The sequence below is a fragment of the Bdellovibrio sp. HAGR004 genome (assembly GCF_055397015.1).
In genome coordinates this window covers 1,892,160-1,909,419 of record NZ_AP029176.1, presented here as the reverse complement: position 1 = coordinate 1,909,419, position 17,260 = coordinate 1,892,160, and the positions used below count along the sequence as shown (strand labels likewise).

Below are 17,260 nucleotides of genomic sequence, written 5' to 3'. Positions count from 1 at the left end.
AACATGTTTACATTTGTATTCCCTGGACAAGGAAGCCAGCAACCTGGCATGGGCCGTTTTTTGTTTGAAAACTTCAAGATCGCTCAGGAAACCTTCGAAGAAGGCTCTGAGGCTCTGAAAATCGACATGAAAAAACTGTGCTTTGAAGGCTCTGAAGCAGACCTGGCACTGACTGAAAACACTCAACCCGCATTACTCTTGGTTTCCACAGCAACTCAAAGAGTCTTAACGAAAGAGTTCGGCATCAAAGCCGTGGCGGCTGCGGGCCATTCTATCGGTGAATACGCTGCTTTGGTGGCGGCGGGTGTGACTCGTTTTGATGAATCCATGCGTGCGGTAAAAACCCGTGGGCAGGCAATGCAGTCCGCTGTTCCGGTGGGTAAAGGCGGCATGGTCGCTGTTCTGGGTCTTGAGCCGGATCAGGTGGAAACTCTTTGCAACTACGTTGTGAAAAACTCTGGCACGGGCCCATTGTCTGCGGCGAATTTCAATTCCCCAGGGCAAATTGTTATTTCTGGTTCTCAGAATGCGATCAACTGGCTTAAAGACAACTTCAAGCCGGAAGTGATTTTTGCGGAAGCTCCAAAAAGAGCGAAGTTGATTCCTTTGTCTGTGTCAGCTCCATTCCACTGCGAAATGATGAAACCCGCCGAAGACAAAATGCGTGAGGTTCTGACCGCGATGGAATTCAAAACAGCCGCATTCCCTATCATTCAAAACTTCCACGCCAAAGCTGAAGTGGAAGGCCCTGTGCTTCGTGAAAATCTGATTCGTCAGGTTTCTGCACCCGTGCGCTGGACTCAAAGCATGGAAGTTCTAAAAGGCATGGGACACGCACAAATTATCGAGTGCGGTGCCGGCAAAGTATTGCAGGGACTGCTTAAGAAGATTGATGCGGATTTCTTCAAAGTCATGACAACAACTTCAATGGAAGATGTGAAAATTATTGAAGATTCGCTGAAAGCTACGAGTCATTAAATTTTCTTGAGATTTACTCAGAGTTCGGCCAAAGTGTGCTGAAAACAACACAGGGTACTGCTTAAAAGGATTTTGCACATGAGCGGAAAATCGCTTCAAGGAAAGAAAATTGTTGTGACTGGCGGCAGCCGTGGAATCGGCGCTGCGATTGTAAAACTTCTGGCGGAAGAAGGCGCACAAGTTGCCTTCACCTATTCCTCTCGCGAAGAGTCCGCACAACAGGTGGCTCACTCCCTTCCTGGAGAAGGTCACTTCTACATCAAAATGGATATTGCCAACGAAGAGTCCGTGAACTCCGCGGTTGAACATATTCTGGAAAAATGGACCGATGTCGACGGCGTTGTGAACAATGCCGGCATCACAAAAGATCAGCTCTTGCTGCGCATGAAGGCTGAAGACTTCGACTCTGTTATCAACACGAACCTTCGCGGAACGTTCCTGGTGACAAAGGCTTTCACCAAACCCATGATGAAAGCGCGCAAAGGTTCCATCGTAAACATCACATCCATCATCGGTGAAACCGGAAACGCCGGCCAAGCCAACTATGCCGCTTCCAAAGCAGGAACGATTGCTTTTGCGAAGTCCGTGGCATTGGAACTGGCATCCCGCAACGTGCGCGTGAACAACGTCGCACCAGGCTTTATCGGCACAGAAATGACAGAAGTTCTTTCTGAAGACGTGAAAGCGAAAATGATGGAAAAGATTCCTCTGGCAAAAATTGGCGAAGGCAGTGACGTGGCTCAGGCCGTTCGCTTCTTGCTCAGCGATGAATCCAAATACATCACCGGTCACACCCTGGATGTGAACGGTGGTATGCATATGAACTAAATTCGCGAGATTATTCGCGAACAAAATCATCTCGCCTACAAGCGACATGATAGAGTTAATGCACTAGACTAGACTTGTAATATAAGTAATATTGAACGCACTATTAGGAGGCACAAATGGCTATTCATCCAAAGGTTAAAGATATCATCGTAGAACAACTTGGCGTAGATCCAGATAAAGTTAAAGCGGAAGCTTCTTTCATCGACGATCTGGGCGCTGACAGCTTGGATATCGTTGAACTTGTGATGGCAATGGAAGAAGAATTCGATCTTGAGATCCCTGACGAAGACGCTGAAAAGCTTAAGACAGTTCAAGACGTAGCTTCTTACCTTGAGAAAAAAGGAAAAGCTTAATTCATTATGAACTCCCGATTTGAACGTCCATCCAAACCACAAAGAAGAGTTGTCGTCACCGGAGTGGGCGCAGTCACTCCCCTTGGTAACACCATTGAGGAGAGCTGGTCAGCCGCGAAACGTGGGCAATCTGGTATCGCTAAGATCACCAAATTCGACACGACAGGCTTCGATGTGACTTTTGCCGGCGAAGTAAAGGGTTTTAATACAGACCAATACATCGAGAAAAAAGAGCAAAAGAAAATGGACGAGTTCATTCACTACTCGATCGCAGCTTCCAAAATGGCCGTGGAGATGGCCAAGCTGGAGTTGACGGAAGAAGTGAAAAATCAAACGGGAGTGATTATTGGTGTCGGTATCGGTGGTCTTGCGAACATCGAAGAAACCGCCATCAAAATGAAGGAAAGAGGACCGGGCCGTATCAGTCCGTTCTTCATCCCTTCTGTGATCACGAACCTGGCCGCTGGTCAGGTGACGATCGCAATGGGCCTAAAAGGTCCTAACTACTCTGTGACTTCTGCCTGCGCTTCAGGCGTTCACTCTATCGGAGATGCTGTTCGCTATATTCGCGACGGCGTGACGGATGTGATGCTTGCGGGCGGCGCAGAAAGCACAATCTGTGGACTGGCTGTCGGAGGCTTTGCCTCCATGAGAGCCCTTTCCACACGCAACGACGCTCCTGAAAAAGCCAGCCGTCCTTGGGATAAAGACCGCGACGGATTTGTTTTGGCTGAAGGTGCAGCGGTACTTTGCATTGAATCCCTTGAGCACGCCGTAAAACGTGGCGCCAATATTCTTTGCGAAATCACAGGCTACGGGGTTTCCTCCGATGCTTACCACATGACGTCTCCAGCTCCGGAAGGCGCTGGCGGTTATGCGGCGATGTCGATGGCTTTGAAAGACTCTGATCTGAAAGCTGAAGAAATCAGCTACATCAATGCTCACGGGACAAGCACACCAGTAGGTGACGGCCTTGAAACAGCGGCGATCAAACGCCTGCTGGGTGATCATGCGAAGAAGGTCTGGGTTTCCAGCACCAAATCCATGATGGGCCACGCGTTGGGTGCAGCCGGTGCGATTGAATCTGCCTTCTGCGTAATGGCAATTCGTGATCAGATGGCTCCGCCAACAATCAACTTGGAAAATCCAAGTGAAGACTGTGATTTGGATTATGTTCCTCACGAAGCACGTAAGGGCAAAATCAATCACGTCATCAACAACAGTTTTGGTTTCGGTGGAACCAATGCTTCCATGATCTTCTCGAAATACGAAGGGTAAAAACATGCTTGTCTATGTTGGCTGCGATCACGCTGGGTTGGATTTAAAACTTAAAGTGATGGCAGCTCTTCCGGACATTCAATGGAAAGATGTTGGCACGCACAGTGCTGACTCTGTGGATTACCCCGACTATGCCGATCAAGTCAGTCGTGAAATTGTTAAAGTAGATCTTGAGAATAAGAAGAATAACATCGTGGATTCACAAAAAGGTCCTGCTTTGGGTCTTTTGATCTGCGGATCTGGCCAAGGCATGGCTATTCGTGCGAATAAGTATTCCAACATTCGCGCGGCTCTGTGCTGGAACGACGACATTGCTCGACTTTCCAGGGAACATAATAACGCCAACATTCTGTGCCTGAGCGCCCGATTTTCTTCCCCGGATGATGCTGTGAAAATGATCAAAACGTTCCTTTCCACTTCCTTTGCAGGGGGACGTCACCAACAGCGTGTGGACAAGCTTGCAACCGACACTGGTTGTTGAGACTTTTAAAATTCATCTATTCGAGTCATAATTTTAGAGATTGATTTACCCTTCTTTCAGTTCTTGAAGGATATCCGTTACGTGAGCCTATGAGCTCAAGGAGTCTTTATGCATTCTACATCCCTGTCTTTGGCCCAAGTCGATCCGGAAGTTTTGGCCGCAATCAACAAAGAATCTGAACGCCAGCAATTTGGTTTGGAAATGATTGCTTCTGAAAACTACACCTCCAAGGCCGTGATGGAAACTCAAGGCTCCATTCTGACTAACAAGTACGCTGAAGGTTATCCGGGCAAGCGTTATTACGGTGGCTGCGTGAACGTGGACACGGTGGAAACTCTGGCTATTGAAAGAGCCAAAAAACTTTTCGGCGTTCAATATGCCAACGTTCAACCGCACTCAGGCTCTCAAGCTAATATGGGTGTTTATCTGGCGGCTTGTAAATCCGGCGACACCATTCTGGGCATGGATCTTTCCCATGGCGGGCATTTGACCCATGGATCTCCAGTGAACTTCAGTGGTTTATTGTTTAAAGCAGCCTCTTACAAGCTGGACCCAGAAACAGGTCGTATCAACTATGACACCATCCGTGCCACAGCAAAAGAAGTTCAGCCCAAATTGATCATCGCGGGGTACAGCGCTTATCCGCGCACTTTGGATTTTGCTAAATTTAAAGAAATTGCCGATGAAGTCGGCGCCCAACTGCTGGTGGACATGGCCCACTTCGCAGGCTTGGTGGCTACAGGCCACCACCCATCCCCGGTTCCTTATGCAGACTACATCACAACGACAACACACAAAACTTTGCGCGGACCTCGTGGGGGCATGATCCTGACGAATTCTGAAGAAAAAGCCAAGCTCATGAACTCTCGCATATTCCCAGGGATCCAAGGCGGTCCATTAGAGCACGTGATTGCCGGCAAAGCCGTGGCATTCGGAGAGGCTCTAAAACCGGAATTCAAAAAATATTCTGAGCAGGTTATCAACAATGCTCAAGTGCTGGCTGAAGCTTTGCTTTCAGAAGGTTTCCAATTGGTCACCGGCGGAACAGACAATCATCTGATTTTGATTGATCTGAGTGATCGTGAAATCACTGGCAAGATTGCAGAAAATTCTTTGGATGAAGCGGGCATCACTGTGAACAAAAACACGGTGCCAAACGAAAAGAGATCTCCATTTGTCACAAGTGGTGTTCGTATCGGGACTCCGGCCCTGACCACAAGAGGTATGGGCACTTCCGAGATGAAGCAGATCGCGAAGTGGATTTCTCAAGTACTGAATAACGCTGACAATGCGGATCTAAAAAACCGCATCCATGAAGAAGTAAAACAGCTTTGTAAGCAGTTCCCTATCTACTAGAAATCCCTCTGCAGATCCGGAACATATATGTGTCACCACTGCTCCCTGCCACATATATGTTCCAGACCATCGTCTTCGCTTAATAAGTCAGCATCTTCCTGAAAAAACAGCCCTTTTCAGCGCGCCAAAACTAGTCATTGGTCAAAAAAATCTTTGGAACCAAGGACTTATCAAGTATACTCAAAGAATGACACCAGGATGGAAGCAACTAGTTAAATATGCAGGATGCATGGTTACGGCGGGAGCATTAGGCTCTTGCTCGACCTTTCACACACCCCTATCGCGCGAGTACTTTGCACCAAACAGCACCAACCATCGCGCCACAGCCTCTGACCACAGTCCTATGATTGAACCGCAGTCCCTGACCTTTGATTGGCCCGTGGACCGCGCGCGCATGACCCGTGGATTTTTACCTAATAAACGTCGTCCGCATTTGGGAATCGATCTCGCGGCTCCGAAAGGCACTCCTATCTTGGCGGCGCAAGCAGGAACAGTGATCTATGCCGGTCGTGAATTCCGTGGATACGGCAAAATGGTTCTGATCGAGTCAGGCAATGGTTGGGCGACGCTTTATGCTCACTTTGACAAGATTCTGGTGGCTGAAGGCCAAAAGGTCCGCCAAGGTGAAGTTGTTGGCGCCATGGGCCGCACAGGGCGTGCTACAGGTGTTCATTTGCACTTTGAAATCCGCAAAGAGCGTGGTCCGATTGATCCACTTCCTTTGTTGCCACAAGTTGCCACAGCAAAACTGTAAAAGCCGATTAACAATAAGCTCTTAAGACCGCGACAGGCGGTCTTTTTTTGCGTTCGGAAATAAAAAAGGCAACCCAGAGGCTGCCTTTTTCTTCGTTCGTAATTTCTAACTATTAATTAGAATACGTTCAAAGTCGTAGAAAGACCTACGTTTGTCAATTCTGGCTTCAGGTTCTCTGGAGCGAACTGCATGTTTGGATACAAGTAGATGTCACGAGTAACCGCAATACCCAAACCAACAGACTGAGTGTACATGCTAGTCTCGAAAGTACCGGCATCATCAGATCTCATGTGGCTGTAAGTGAAAGGACGGAATACTGTACGGAAAGAGAATGTGTCGTTGAACGCATACTCTACGAATGGATAGAAACCGATACCATAGTCAGAACGTCTGTCATCGTTACCGATAACGTCGAAGCTCTGAGCAGAGTCACTGTACAAGCTGTAGTAAGCAGATGTAGAGAAACCTGGCTGCCAGTTAGAACCCGCGATATCGAAGATAACAACGTGGCTCAAGCTCAAGTCACCAACGGATTTGATAACGTCAGTGTAGAATTCTTTCGTCGCGTGGCTGTAACCAACAGAGAAAGAGTTCTGAGTGCCACCGATACGCTGAGTGTTACCCCAAGTGATGGATGGAGTGGAGATGTCAGAAGCACCACCGTCTTTAGCCATTTTCAACATGTCTTCGCCACGGCTCTGGAATGGAGTCAAGATAGACACACCAGTAGACAAGCTCACACGGTTGTTTGGATTTACACGGTAAGAAACACCGATATCACCAGAAATGTTTGTTCTGCCGTCAAGAGCTGCTTCACCAGAATAGTTCGGGCGAACTTTTCCGAAAGGCTCTACCAAGTTACCACCGTTAAAAGTCAGGTCAGCGCTCATGGACCATTTGGATTTAGAACCGGATTCAGCACGCATTTTCGCGTTTGTGATCTCCTGGTCCAAGTCTTTTACTTGTTCGTCTTTAGCCTGAACATCAGACACTTTTACTGTGCTTGTGTTTGAGCTTTGTTCTTCTGCTTGTGCCACAGAAGTCATGGAAGCTGCCAAAATCAGTGACATCAAAATTTGTGTTTTCACTGTTTTTATCCCTTTCGATAATGGTTAATTATGTTTCTTAATTTATTTCCGTCTTTCGACTCAAAATCTTCTTCAACTAATTCGGCCCCCGGGATATCACCTGGTGCCGAAAAGGGCCAAAATGGTCCCAAATTGGAGCCACGTAGCCTATAGAGCAAGTAAGGTGCCACGACTTTGGTCATGCTGCAATAGCATTTCTTGACGGATATCTAAAAAAACTGTCTACCAAACTCGATTTAATTCGATTTGAGCTAAAAATACCCATAATTGGGTGGTGTCAGCGTGATTCATTAAACTTTCACCCTATTCTAATGACACATAGCCCTGAAGTTTCTCCAGGGGCAGATTGCCCCTGCAAACCTACAAGTTGCCGAAAACATCTCGCATTTCAATAATCTTCTAAGGGGGTTTTATGGCTGAACCTGCGGAGCTGGATCGCGAAAGAGCTTTTCTTCATGAGATCGGAGTTTCGCTCAACGGAGCTCTCTTTATAATAGATCGCCTGATTGAAGAACTCAAAGAAGAGGAAGGACGACTGGAAACAGATTCTGAAATTGAACGGTTGTTCAGCAACCTTGCCAGCTCCCTGGTAAAAATCGATTATCAAATCAAGGCCCGACACACTCTGCTTTCCGAACTTTTGAACGAACAGATACAAATAGAAAAAAGGAAGAGATCCATGCAAACCCCTTCCTCTCGTGTTCCATAATTTAATTCAAACAATGTACTTACTGAATGACACCCGATCCGCTGTTGGCGCCGTACTGATTCAAATAACCAACCATACCACGCGCATCTTGTGCATCTGAGCCCATGAAGGGAAGCTCCTGCCCCGGAGCCAACCACTGGTAAAGATCGGTGTGAGCTGCACTGCTGCGCTCAAAGTAAATCCGGACACCTTCCTGAATCACTAGGCGACCATTGCTGTAAACTTTCATCGAAGCATAATAGGGATTGCAATTCGTATCACCACACATCGCCTCGTAACTGATGTTATATCCATCCACCGTCACGCTTCCGTTAACGGTTTCAGTGCCATAGTGATGACTGGTTACCGGGAACTCCGTGTTATTGATCAGGATCGTCGCCATCACGACGCGCGGGCCGGGTTGACCTTCCGGAGTCCAATAGCGTTTTACACCCACGATGTCGGCTTCAAGTCCCTGCGCGGCGGCTTGCTCCGCCGCTTGCTGAGTTTTCACGCCATCCACAACTGTGGCTCCCATACGGTTCTTTGCATAGCGAGCTGCAAACTCGGAATCTTTCTTCGCACACGCCGTCAGCGCCAAAGATCCCATCAACAAAATGGCAAAAAAGAAGTTGGATTTTTGCATAGTCAGCTCCTTGCTTGTCTTTTTAAAATGCAAGGAGCTGACCACTTCAGGTCTTTGCTAAGCCATTGTTACCTGTGACGAATCTCATCCTGAAACGCGTCTCACTTCAAAACACATCCCGGGCGGGTAACAGTTTTAGCCAGGCTTTGCGCACTCATTAGACAAATAAAAAAGGCACCCTCTCTGCGAGGATGCCTTCATTTTTTTCTTCTGATTCTTCGGTCTTATTTCTTCGCCACAAGCTTCAAAGTAAGTTCGAATTCGTCGTTGATGATTTTGTCACCAGCAAGTTCTTTGAAGAAGTTGCCAGAGCCGTATTTCAAACCCCATTTGGTGCGGTCGATTTTCACAACGGCTTCACCGGTTGCAACACCCTTATCAACTGTCACTTTTGCCGGGAACTCGATAGGATGAGTCGCGCCGATCATCGTGAGATCACCTTTTACAATCACTTCACCTTTAGTTTTGGATGGCGCTACAGAAGTGATTTTGAAAGTGGATGTTGGGAACTTTCCTGCATTGAAGAAATCTTCCGTGGACAAGTGACCCACAAGTTTTTTGTTGTAACCTGGATCCTTCACGTCGGAATTTGTGATCGTCGTCATATCAACAACCACGCTCCCCGCAGTCAGTTGACCTTTATCAACAGTCACTTCACCTTCTTTAACAGAGATGCCACCCACGTGCGCATCGCCCATTTTCTTTGTACCCTTCCAAGCCACTGTGCTTGCTTTGGTATCAATTTTGTAAACTTCTGCTGCTTGCACTTGAACCGCGGCCACCATCATCAGAGCCGCAAAAACAGTCTTAAACATTGCAATTTTCTCCTTCGCAATTCCCGTTGTTTAACATCACTGTCAACCATCAAAACTTTCCCGCAAAATGTAACAGAGATCAACACAGAAAAGAAGATTAACACCAAGATCCGGAACTCAAGACTCTGATCGACGAAGTTGAAAATGAATTGAAAATATAAAACCCGCAGAATATTTAGACGTGCTAGGTATTAAGCTCTGCACAAATAAAGAAGGGAGTCGATCGGACTCCCTTTTACGAGGCAGGTTTCCCTTCAGTGGGATCAGTAATCTGAGAAAGACTACTGTGACCTCGTTCATTCTTAGTATCTCGCTTCTGTATTTTTCTACAAGTCCAGAAAAAGTCTTGTAAACGCCCGGCGTCCGGCTTATTCTTCCCTTAAAAGAGGAAAAGACTCATGACATCTCTGGGGCTGGTTCTTTCTGGTGGCGGAGCGCGCGGCGCCTTTCAAGTGGGCGTATTAAATGCCATCGCCGATATCTGTCGACAAGAGGGCATTACCAACCCTTTTCAGCTCTACACCGGCATCAGTGCCGGCGCGATCAATGCGGCCTTCCTGACAACCCAATCGAATGATCAATTTGATGAAAGCACCCGGCAACTGACTGAACTCTGGCGCCAAATATCCTCTGAGCAGATCTTTATCACGGACCCAGTGTCCCTCTCTAAGGGCGGGCTCAACTGGCTTTTGGCATTGTCTCTGGGGGGCCTGAGAAATTCCTCTCCTCATCGTTCGCTGCTGGAAACCACACCATTGCGAAAACTCATTTCTGATAACTGTAATTTTGAGAATATTCAAAAAAACATCGAAAGAAAGAAATTTCGGGCTGTCAGCGTGTCGGCTCTGGACTACTTCACGACCTCGACGGTCAGCTTCGTTCAAAGCCAGGAACAAGTGCCCCTTTGGCGACGTGTTCGCAAAGTGGGAATCAACAGCTCGCTCACCACCGAGCATATTCTAGCTTCGGCCGCCATTCCGCTGCTGTTTCCCCCGGTCACCGTCAATGGACGTTTTTTTGGGGACGGTAGCATACGCAATCATTCCCCTTGTGCACCTGCGATTTACCTGGGGGCTGATAAGCTACTGGCCATTGGTGTTCGCAAGAAACAGGATGTCTGTTATGCCTCACAGAAGGTCAACACGTCAGAGCCCCCCTCTGTTGCGCGGGTTTTAAGTGTTATGCTTAATGCCGTGATGATGGATGGTCTGGAAGTGGACATCGAACGACTGGAGCGTATCAACACCAATCTGGCTAAACTGACAGAAAAAGAGCTGGGATTGATCTCTGTGCGAAAGATTGAACATCTGTGGATCTCACCTTCACGTGATCTATCAGAAGTGGCTTCAGACAAAACCCAGTCCTTGCCTCCGATGATTCGCTATCTTTTGCGTGGTCTGGGAACTTTGCAGGAAGCCAGTGAAATTGCCAGCTTTCTTCTGTTTGAAAAATCCTATTCAGAACGACTTCTGGAAATTGGCTATGAGGACGGGCTGAGGGAAAAAGAGCAGATTCTTCGTCTGCTCTTAGAGTCTTAAATTTCGACCTGAATACCCACTTCGATCACCTGATTTGGCGGAATACGGAAGAAGGCTGTCGGCCGTTGAGCATTTTTGGACATAATCGCAAACAAGCGCTCACGCCAATGTGCCATACCACCTTCTCCCGGACGGTTTGGACCTTTTTCCGCGATGATAGTTTCACGTCCCAAAACAAAAGTTGTTTCGTTGACGTTGAAGTTGATATCCCGCTGACGACAGGCTTCCAGGATGTGCTTCATCTTCGGAATTTCCATAAATCCATAATTTGCGATGATGCGATAGATATTTGGAATCACCTCTTGAATCGAGATCCGATCCCGCTTGGAAACAAAAGGAACCTCTTTTGTCTGAATCGTCAGAATTGCCACACGCTGGTGCAAGACTTTGTTGTGCTTTAGATTATGTAACAACGGCGCAGGCACCCCCCAAGGGTCCCCCGCCATATAAATTGCCGTCCCCGGTGCTCGCAAAGGAGGTTCACGCAACAACTTCTGACAGAAGTCCTCGATCGGCATGGAGCGCTCTTTCAAACGACGGAACAGGATCTGACGTCCCTTCTGCCAGGTCGTCATCAAAAGATAGATCACAGCACCAATCAACAGTGGCACCCAGCCCCCATGCGGAATCTTATGCAGATTCGCACCAAAGAAAGCCAAGTCCATCACCAGGAAAGTTCCAAAGATTGCAGAGGCTTTCAGAAGACTCCACTTCCATTTTTGACGAGCCACTTCGAAGGCCAAAATAGTAGTGATAGTGGTCGCGCCGGTGACAGCAATACCGTAAGCCGCCGCCAGATTGCTGGAGGTTTTAAACGTCAGGACCAGCCAGATCACACCGATGAACAAAGACCAGTTCACAATCGGAACATAGATCTGACCGATCTCCTGACTGGAGGTGTGAATGATGTTCACACGCGGACAGAAGCCCAATTGAATGGCCTGACGAGTGATTGAGAACACCCCTGTAATCAACGCCTGAGACGCGATCACTGTCGCCATTGTGGAAAGCATGACCATCGGAAGCAGCGCCCACTTCGGAGCCAGCATATAGAAGGGATTAGAAACAGCCTCCGGATTATTCAGCAGCAACGCCCCTTGTCCGAAGTAGTTCAATACCAGCGCAGGCAAAGCCACAAAGAACCATGCCAGACGAATGGGTCTTTTCCCAAAGTGCCCCATATCCGCGTACAAAGCTTCGCCTCCAGTCACAACCAGGAAGACTGAGCCCAGCACCAGGAAGCCGGCGGTGCCGTTATTGATCATGAATTCAATTCCGTGATGCGGAAGAAGCGCCTCGAAGATGTGCAGATTTTCTGCCATACCACGAATGCCCAGCAATCCCAGGACTGTAAACCACACCAAAAGGATGGGACCAAAGATGACACCAATTCGCGCAGTGCCATACTTCTGCATCAGGAACAGGGCATTCATCACAAAAACTGTCAGAGGAATAATGTAGGGGCTAAACTGTGGCGCCACCAAAGTGAGACCTTCCATGGCCGACAGAACCGAGATTGCAGGGGTGATCATGCCATCACCATAAAGAAGAGCCGCCCCAAACAAACCAATAATCGTCATCACCCATCGGCGGCGGGAGATGTCTTTGGCGTGCTGACTGCGCACGGCCAGTGCCATCAGGGAAAGAATTCCTCCTTCCCCTTTGTTGTCTGCTCTCATGACGAAAGCCATGTATTTGATACAGATCGCAAGAACCAGCGTCCAGAAGATCAAAGACAAAATACCGATGACGTTTTCCGGAGTCGGCGAAAGGCCGTATTCTCCGAAGCACTCTCGCATGGCATAAAGTGGACTTGTTCCAATGTCTCCAAAGACCACCCCAAGGGCTCCTAAAGAGAGCATTAAAATATTGGCATTTTTATTTTGATGACCTGGATTTTCGATAGAAAAGACCCCGTCTAAAATTGAAGAACTGGCGCTTAGTCTAGAGAAGAAGACCCCAGTTGTCAGCACCCCCCATGAAAATATGACGCGGGCACGCTCAATTACAGGTTCTTCAGTTGCCTTTAAATTAAGCTATTTGTCATCATTAAGGGATATGGTACGGAATGCTCTTTTTCGATCGAAATGGTTTCTGGCAGCCCTCTTAATCCTTGGATTGATCTATTTTGAGGGCCGCGTGCAGAATCGCTTGGTGGACAACCGTCAACCTACGTCGACTTCTTTTTCTCAATAACCGAGTTCGCATCCAGCCCGTACGCTTTCAAGGCTTGAGCGAATTTCTGGAATCCTTGCGCTTGCTTGACCAGCAATGACTTCATAAATTCATCCGTCAGCTGCCCTTCGGCATTGATGATCTTAAAGACATTCATCATGAAGACACGCTCAGGGAAAACGAAGGCATTGCGATATCCGAAAACCCCTTGCAAATGCTCGACCGGGCGAAGAGCTCCGAACAGCCCCCCTAGACCCACGAAGCAAACTGGACGATATTCAAAAGACTCCGGAAACTTCAAGTGATCAATGAAGTATTTCAAGATGCCCGGCATAGAGCCGTTGTACTCAGGACACACAACAATCAGACCATCAGAAGCCAGGACTTTTTCCAGATAAGGATTCAGCGCTTCGGTCGGTTTGCCATACTGAACATCATCATGCAGATGCTGCTTAATTTCGTGCAAGTCGATAATCTCAACATCCTCATTCAAATCCTTATAGATAGACTGGATGATCTTAGACACTTTCAGTGTATTTGAATCCGGACGGTCTGTTCCGGCGATGATATATTTCATGAGTAATTCTCCTAGACAAAGTCATATACCTTTCGCTGTAATAAAACACAAGACTGAAGCTGAGGAGCACCACCATGAATCCGAAAATCTGGTTTATTCTGACTGAAGGACAGGTCACCGGCCCCTTCGATCACGCAGAGATCGAGTCCCACCTGAGCACTGCACCAGAAGCCCAGATTTGGGGACGAGGGCAGTCAGAATGGATGACACCTTCGAAGTGGCGCCAATCACTTAAAGAACAAAGCCAGATCACCACGGCTTCGAATGAACCCCCAGGTCTTTGGAAAATCCGCATCGAAGGCAAAGAACAGCCGCCCATGAAGTATCCGGATCTGATCGCGACTCTTAAAAAACTTCGCGATTATTCTGCGGTGGACATCTGCACAGACAACTCCAAAGTCTGGAAAGAGATCTATTCCATCCCACGTATTGTTGACGATCTGGGAATCAGTCGGCGCTCTCATCCGCGGGTTCCTATGATTGGCACCCTGGCGTGTGAAAGCCCTAAGGGGGAATTCAGTTGTCGGGTTATCTCCATCAGTGAAGGGGGGCTGGGGGTCAACGACGCCCAGAACCTGCAAATCGGCGAACGCTTTAAGGGCACTCTGACCAGCCCCAATCTTTTTGTGACAATCAACACCACCTGTGAAGTTGTCTATGTTGGCAATGACGGATACGCCGGCCTGCGCTTTGTGGGACTACCGGAAGAATTTAAAAGTTCCATCATCGAATATGTTCGAAAGTTTGCCACCGTCTAAGTCCCCTGCAATCTAACATCAGTCCTGACGTGGCGATTTAAGGTCAAATGTGATGTGCTATGAAGAATGCCATCTCTTGCCTTTTATCTTTCCTTAATACTTCTGCTGTCAGCGACCACCTCCTTTGCGGCTCGCAAGACCGAGTGGAGCCTGCATCTGGACAGCAGGATCGAGGCCGTCTATTTCCCGCAATCCTACGGAGAAGACACCAACGATGATCTTTACCGACTGGAACTGAACCCGATCTATCGCTGGAAATATCTGGACTCGGTCCGCTTCACATTCAAACCTCTTTTTATCGCCAACCCCAACAACAAATCCACCGAGGAACAGACCTTCTTTGATCCCGGCGAAACCTTCGTTCGTTATCAGCGCGAAAACTTATCCCTGCAAGCCGGCTACAATATCTTTTCCTGGGGCGTGACGGATGGTTACAACCCTCTGGACATTCTTAATCCCAGACAGTACTTCGACCCCCTGCACAGTCGCAAGCTGGGGCTTTTGTCGCTGGTTTATTCTCAGACCCTGGGAAGCTGGGACTATGAAGTGGTTTTCATTCCGCTGAATCAAGGCTCTCTTTTACCGGGCGATAACAGCCGCTGGCTGCCACGTCAGATCTTCCTGCCACAAACCGCAGACAATGACCTGATCCTTTTGCTGCCGGAAAATCTTCGCTATCACTCGCGCGCACGCAAGAACCTGGGAACCTCAGCTGAAAACAACTATGCGTTTCGCCTGCAACGTCGGGGCGAGTTCATTGATTTTTCACTCAGCGCCTATGAAGGCGCCGCAGGCTTCCCACTGATTGTCCCGGAAGTCACAGGCGCTATCGTGCAGGTGTCACCAAAAACAGTCATCCGTGTGGACCCGGACGTGACTTTGAACAGCTATAACTATCGCATTCGCCAGGGCGGAATCTCTTTTGTCAGCAATCAGATGAATTTTTTGTTTAAAGCAGTCGGCAGCTATACTGAAACTCTGGAAGACAACCCCAACCTGCAAAAATGGACCAATGAAAATATCCTGGGTCTGGAAAGAACTTTTACTTTCGGTGACAGCGGCATGCTGATTGCGATCCTCCAGTATTCCTTTTTGAACACCGAAAAAAAGAACGATTCAAATCTGTCTGTCTCTGAAATCTTCCGCAGTGCCTATATGGCGGGCGGGCGCCTGAGCTGGAAAGAAGTCTGGAGCGCCAACTTCCTGGGACTTTACGACAGCATTCACGGAAGCACTTATCAGGAATACAGCCTGAGTCGCCGTTTCCTGGACGCGTGGGTTCTTAGCGGCACAGCAAGCTTTATCCAAGGCTCTGACGATACACCTTTGGGAGTGTATGGCAAGAACAGCTCGTATTCAATTTCACTGAGCCGCTCTTTTTAAGGCGTCAGCTGCAACACCAGATCTGAAGAATCTGTCGTCAGCAGTTTTTTTACGTTTAACCCCAGGCCTTCAGCGACAGGAATTTTTGGGATCGTCATACGAACCGTCTGTCCCCACAAACCACCGACGATCCGATCTCGGATTGTTGAAGTCGAAAATCTGGTTGAAGGACGGTATCTTGCCACATAAGAATCATCAAACGACGCCACCATCCCCAGACTCGGATTCACAAACTTCGCCTGGGCTACACCCTCACTCACCTTCACATCTATCAAAGACGTAAAGGGCAAAGAGAAATTCATGAACGGAACATACTTTCCGGATTTAGGAGCCTGCATGCGGGCATACAGTTGATTCTTCACCTGATATTGCAGACGCTGCCCCGAGATGCTCACATCTTTATTTGAATAAACATCAAACTGAAACTTCGCAGACTTGGAAAAATTCATCAAGGCCGGCCACACGAAGAACTGCACAAAGCGCGAATTCATCACCGTGGAAAAACCGGGCAACTGACTGGAGTTCACCTGATGCAGCCAGGTGTTGGCACGGTAGGCCTGAGCCAGGACTGTTTTAATAAAATCTTTCGGAAGACGCAAAGACGCCATTTCCGAAGCTGTCTTTTCTGACGGTCCACTAAGTTTCAAAACTGTGCGTGGAGTCTCTGCCGCCCGGGCAAAGGTGATTTCAAGAACACCTTTGGCGCGCAAACCGTCTTCCCCCAGATCCGTGAATTCCTGAACCTTCATTGTCACATCAATATCAGGTCGGGCCACAACCAGCTTGCGGGGCGACGAGAAATCCAGCACGACATTCTGCAAATAGTCCTGCACATATTTCTTCAGCAGATCCCTCTGAGGCTCAACAAAACGGACTGAATCATTAGCTATCTTATCGACTTCGACTCTTAAGATGGAATCAAATCCCTGAGCGCCCTGACACAGGAATTCACTACTGTACTCCCAACTTCCGGGGCTCCAGGACAGATCCACTGCGTTCACCGAAGCACCTGCCTGCGTTCCGGACACCTGAGGTGAAAGATTAATTTCAAACTTACCCTGATTCTTTCTTAAATTCAGCACAATGTCTTTGCAGGAAGCCTGAACCCGGAACCGGCCAATGACACCACCCACATTTCTTTCGATGACATGATCCACTGAGATCTCAGCAATATATAACTGCGCAGAAAGATCCCTGGAGGTCAGAGTCAGTGTACTCTGTCCCGAGCCCAGGGCGGGCTTTTGCAACTGGGTTTTCATTTGTAATGAAAGACCTTTTATATCCACTGGAATATCCTGACTGAAAATATGCTGATCAGGAAATTGCCATTTCGCCTGAAACTTTTCAGTCATGAGGCTTTTCCACTTTTCTTCAATCAAACTTTGTTGAAACTGTCTAGGTAGTTTCAACTCAAACTCTGATTCCACAACTGCAGCGGAAAATGCGGGTATAGTAGTAAAGAATGTGAGTAGCGCGACCGATAGTTTTCTTGTCATCATAGAACTTCGTTTCCTCATCTCGACTGACATCATGTTCTTAAGTTACGGCTACAACAGAAAAATCT

17 protein-coding genes are annotated in these 17,260 nt (G+C 48.0%); 11 read left to right on the top strand and 6 right to left on the bottom strand.

Annotated features, from left to right (window positions below; all coding sequences use genetic code 11):
• The first annotated feature begins 3 nt into the window (after positions 1-3).
• The 7 genes from fabD to ACZ5ZV_RS09585 all read left to right on the top strand — a co-directional run bounded on the left by fabD (position 4) and on the right by ACZ5ZV_RS09585 (position 6,028).
• Positions 4-978 (top strand): ACP S-malonyltransferase, encoded by a 975-nt coding sequence (fabD, locus tag ACZ5ZV_RS09615; RefSeq protein ID WP_464121226.1) that lies wholly within the window; start codon positions 4-6, stop codon positions 976-978.
• Positions 979-1,056: 78 nt separating this feature from the next.
• Positions 1,057-1,806 carry a 3-oxoacyl-[acyl-carrier-protein] reductase gene (gene fabG, locus ACZ5ZV_RS09610; RefSeq protein WP_464121225.1) on the top strand — a complete coding sequence of 250 codons (750 nt, stop codon included), beginning with the start codon at positions 1,057-1,059 and terminating at the stop codon, positions 1,804-1,806.
• A gap of 116 nt (positions 1,807-1,922) precedes the next feature.
• Complete coding sequence (gene acpP / locus ACZ5ZV_RS09605; RefSeq protein ID WP_011164461.1) at positions 1,923-2,159, top strand: acyl carrier protein; 237 nt, start codon at positions 1,923-1,925, stop codon at positions 2,157-2,159.
• 6 nt (positions 2,160-2,165) lie between these two features.
• Positions 2,166-3,437 (top strand): beta-ketoacyl-ACP synthase II, encoded by a 1,272-nt coding sequence (fabF, locus tag ACZ5ZV_RS09600; protein WP_464121223.1) that lies wholly within the window; start codon positions 2,166-2,168, stop codon positions 3,435-3,437.
• Positions 3,438-3,441: 4 nt separating this feature from the next.
• On the top strand, positions 3,442-3,918 hold the full coding sequence (locus ACZ5ZV_RS09595; protein WP_464121222.1) for an RpiB/LacA/LacB family sugar-phosphate isomerase: 477 nt from the start codon (positions 3,442-3,444) through the stop codon (positions 3,916-3,918).
• 108 nt (positions 3,919-4,026) lie between these two features.
• The gene (glyA, locus tag ACZ5ZV_RS09590; protein WP_464121221.1) at positions 4,027-5,274 is read left to right on the top strand and encodes a serine hydroxymethyltransferase; all 1,248 of its coding nucleotides are present in this window, start codon (positions 4,027-4,029) and stop codon (positions 5,272-5,274) included.
• Between the two features lie 229 nt (positions 5,275-5,503).
• Complete coding sequence (locus tag ACZ5ZV_RS09585) at positions 5,504-6,028, top strand: M23 family metallopeptidase (RefSeq protein WP_464121220.1); 525 nt, start codon at positions 5,504-5,506, stop codon at positions 6,026-6,028.
• Between the two features lie 116 nt (positions 6,029-6,144).
• On the opposite strand, the gene ACZ5ZV_RS09580 is transcribed toward ACZ5ZV_RS09585, so the two are convergent.
• On the bottom strand, positions 6,145-7,116 hold the full coding sequence (locus tag ACZ5ZV_RS09580) for a hypothetical protein (protein WP_464121219.1): 972 nt from the start codon (positions 7,114-7,116) through the stop codon (positions 6,145-6,147).
• 412 nt (positions 7,117-7,528) lie between these two features.
• Here ACZ5ZV_RS09580 and ACZ5ZV_RS09575 point away from each other — a divergent pair, with 412 nt between their 5' ends.
• Positions 7,529-7,825 carry a hypothetical protein gene (locus ACZ5ZV_RS09575; protein ID WP_464121218.1) on the top strand — a complete coding sequence of 99 codons (297 nt, stop codon included), beginning with the start codon at positions 7,529-7,531 and terminating at the stop codon, positions 7,823-7,825.
• A gap of 19 nt (positions 7,826-7,844) precedes the next feature.
• Here ACZ5ZV_RS09575 and ACZ5ZV_RS09570 read toward each other — a convergent pair whose 3' ends face one another.
• Together ACZ5ZV_RS09570 and ACZ5ZV_RS09565 are read right to left on the bottom strand one after the other, a co-directional pair.
• The gene (locus ACZ5ZV_RS09570; RefSeq protein WP_464121217.1) at positions 7,845-8,450 is read right to left on the bottom strand and encodes a hypothetical protein; all 606 of its coding nucleotides are present in this window, start codon (positions 8,448-8,450) and stop codon (positions 7,845-7,847) included.
• Positions 8,451-8,674: 224 nt separating this feature from the next.
• Positions 8,675-9,265, bottom strand: a complete 591-nt coding sequence (locus ACZ5ZV_RS09565) for a YceI family protein (RefSeq protein ID WP_464121216.1) — start codon at positions 9,263-9,265, stop codon at positions 8,675-8,677.
• A gap of 398 nt (positions 9,266-9,663) precedes the next feature.
• Here ACZ5ZV_RS09565 and ACZ5ZV_RS09560 point away from each other — a divergent pair, with 398 nt between their 5' ends.
• The gene (locus ACZ5ZV_RS09560; protein ID WP_464121215.1) at positions 9,664-10,803 is read left to right on the top strand and encodes a patatin-like phospholipase family protein; all 1,140 of its coding nucleotides are present in this window, start codon (positions 9,664-9,666) and stop codon (positions 10,801-10,803) included.
• Here ACZ5ZV_RS09560 and ACZ5ZV_RS09555 read toward each other — a convergent pair.
• Both ACZ5ZV_RS09555 and ACZ5ZV_RS09550 read right to left on the bottom strand, forming a co-directional pair.
• Positions 10,800-12,665, bottom strand: coding sequence for a potassium transporter Kup (locus tag ACZ5ZV_RS09555; RefSeq protein WP_464121214.1), 1,866 nt, complete (start codon positions 12,663-12,665; stop codon positions 10,800-10,802). The genes ACZ5ZV_RS09560 and ACZ5ZV_RS09555 overlap by 4 nt on opposite strands.
• A gap of 308 nt (positions 12,666-12,973) precedes the next feature.
• Positions 12,974-13,555 carry an NADPH-dependent FMN reductase gene (locus ACZ5ZV_RS09550; protein WP_464121213.1) on the bottom strand — a complete coding sequence of 194 codons (582 nt, stop codon included), beginning with the start codon at positions 13,553-13,555 and terminating at the stop codon, positions 12,974-12,976.
• A 74-nt stretch (positions 13,556-13,629) separates the two neighbouring features.
• Here ACZ5ZV_RS09550 and ACZ5ZV_RS09545 point away from each other — a divergent pair, with 74 nt between their 5' ends.
• Together ACZ5ZV_RS09545 and ACZ5ZV_RS09540 are read left to right on the top strand one after the other, a co-directional pair.
• Positions 13,630-14,313: a PilZ domain-containing protein gene (locus ACZ5ZV_RS09545; RefSeq protein WP_464121212.1), complete on the top strand. Its 684-nt coding sequence runs from the start codon at positions 13,630-13,632 to the stop codon at positions 14,311-14,313.
• A 66-nt stretch (positions 14,314-14,379) separates the two neighbouring features.
• Entirely contained in the window at positions 14,380-15,696 is a 1,317-nt protein-coding gene (locus tag ACZ5ZV_RS09540) for a hypothetical protein (RefSeq protein WP_464121211.1), read from the top strand.
• Here the strand turns inward: ACZ5ZV_RS09540 and ACZ5ZV_RS09535 are convergent.
• Positions 15,693-17,105 carry a hypothetical protein gene (locus ACZ5ZV_RS09535; protein WP_464121210.1) on the bottom strand — a complete coding sequence of 471 codons (1,413 nt, stop codon included), beginning with the start codon at positions 17,103-17,105 and terminating at the stop codon, positions 15,693-15,695. The genes ACZ5ZV_RS09540 and ACZ5ZV_RS09535 overlap by 4 nt on opposite strands.
• Positions 17,106-17,260 lie beyond the last annotated feature (155 nt).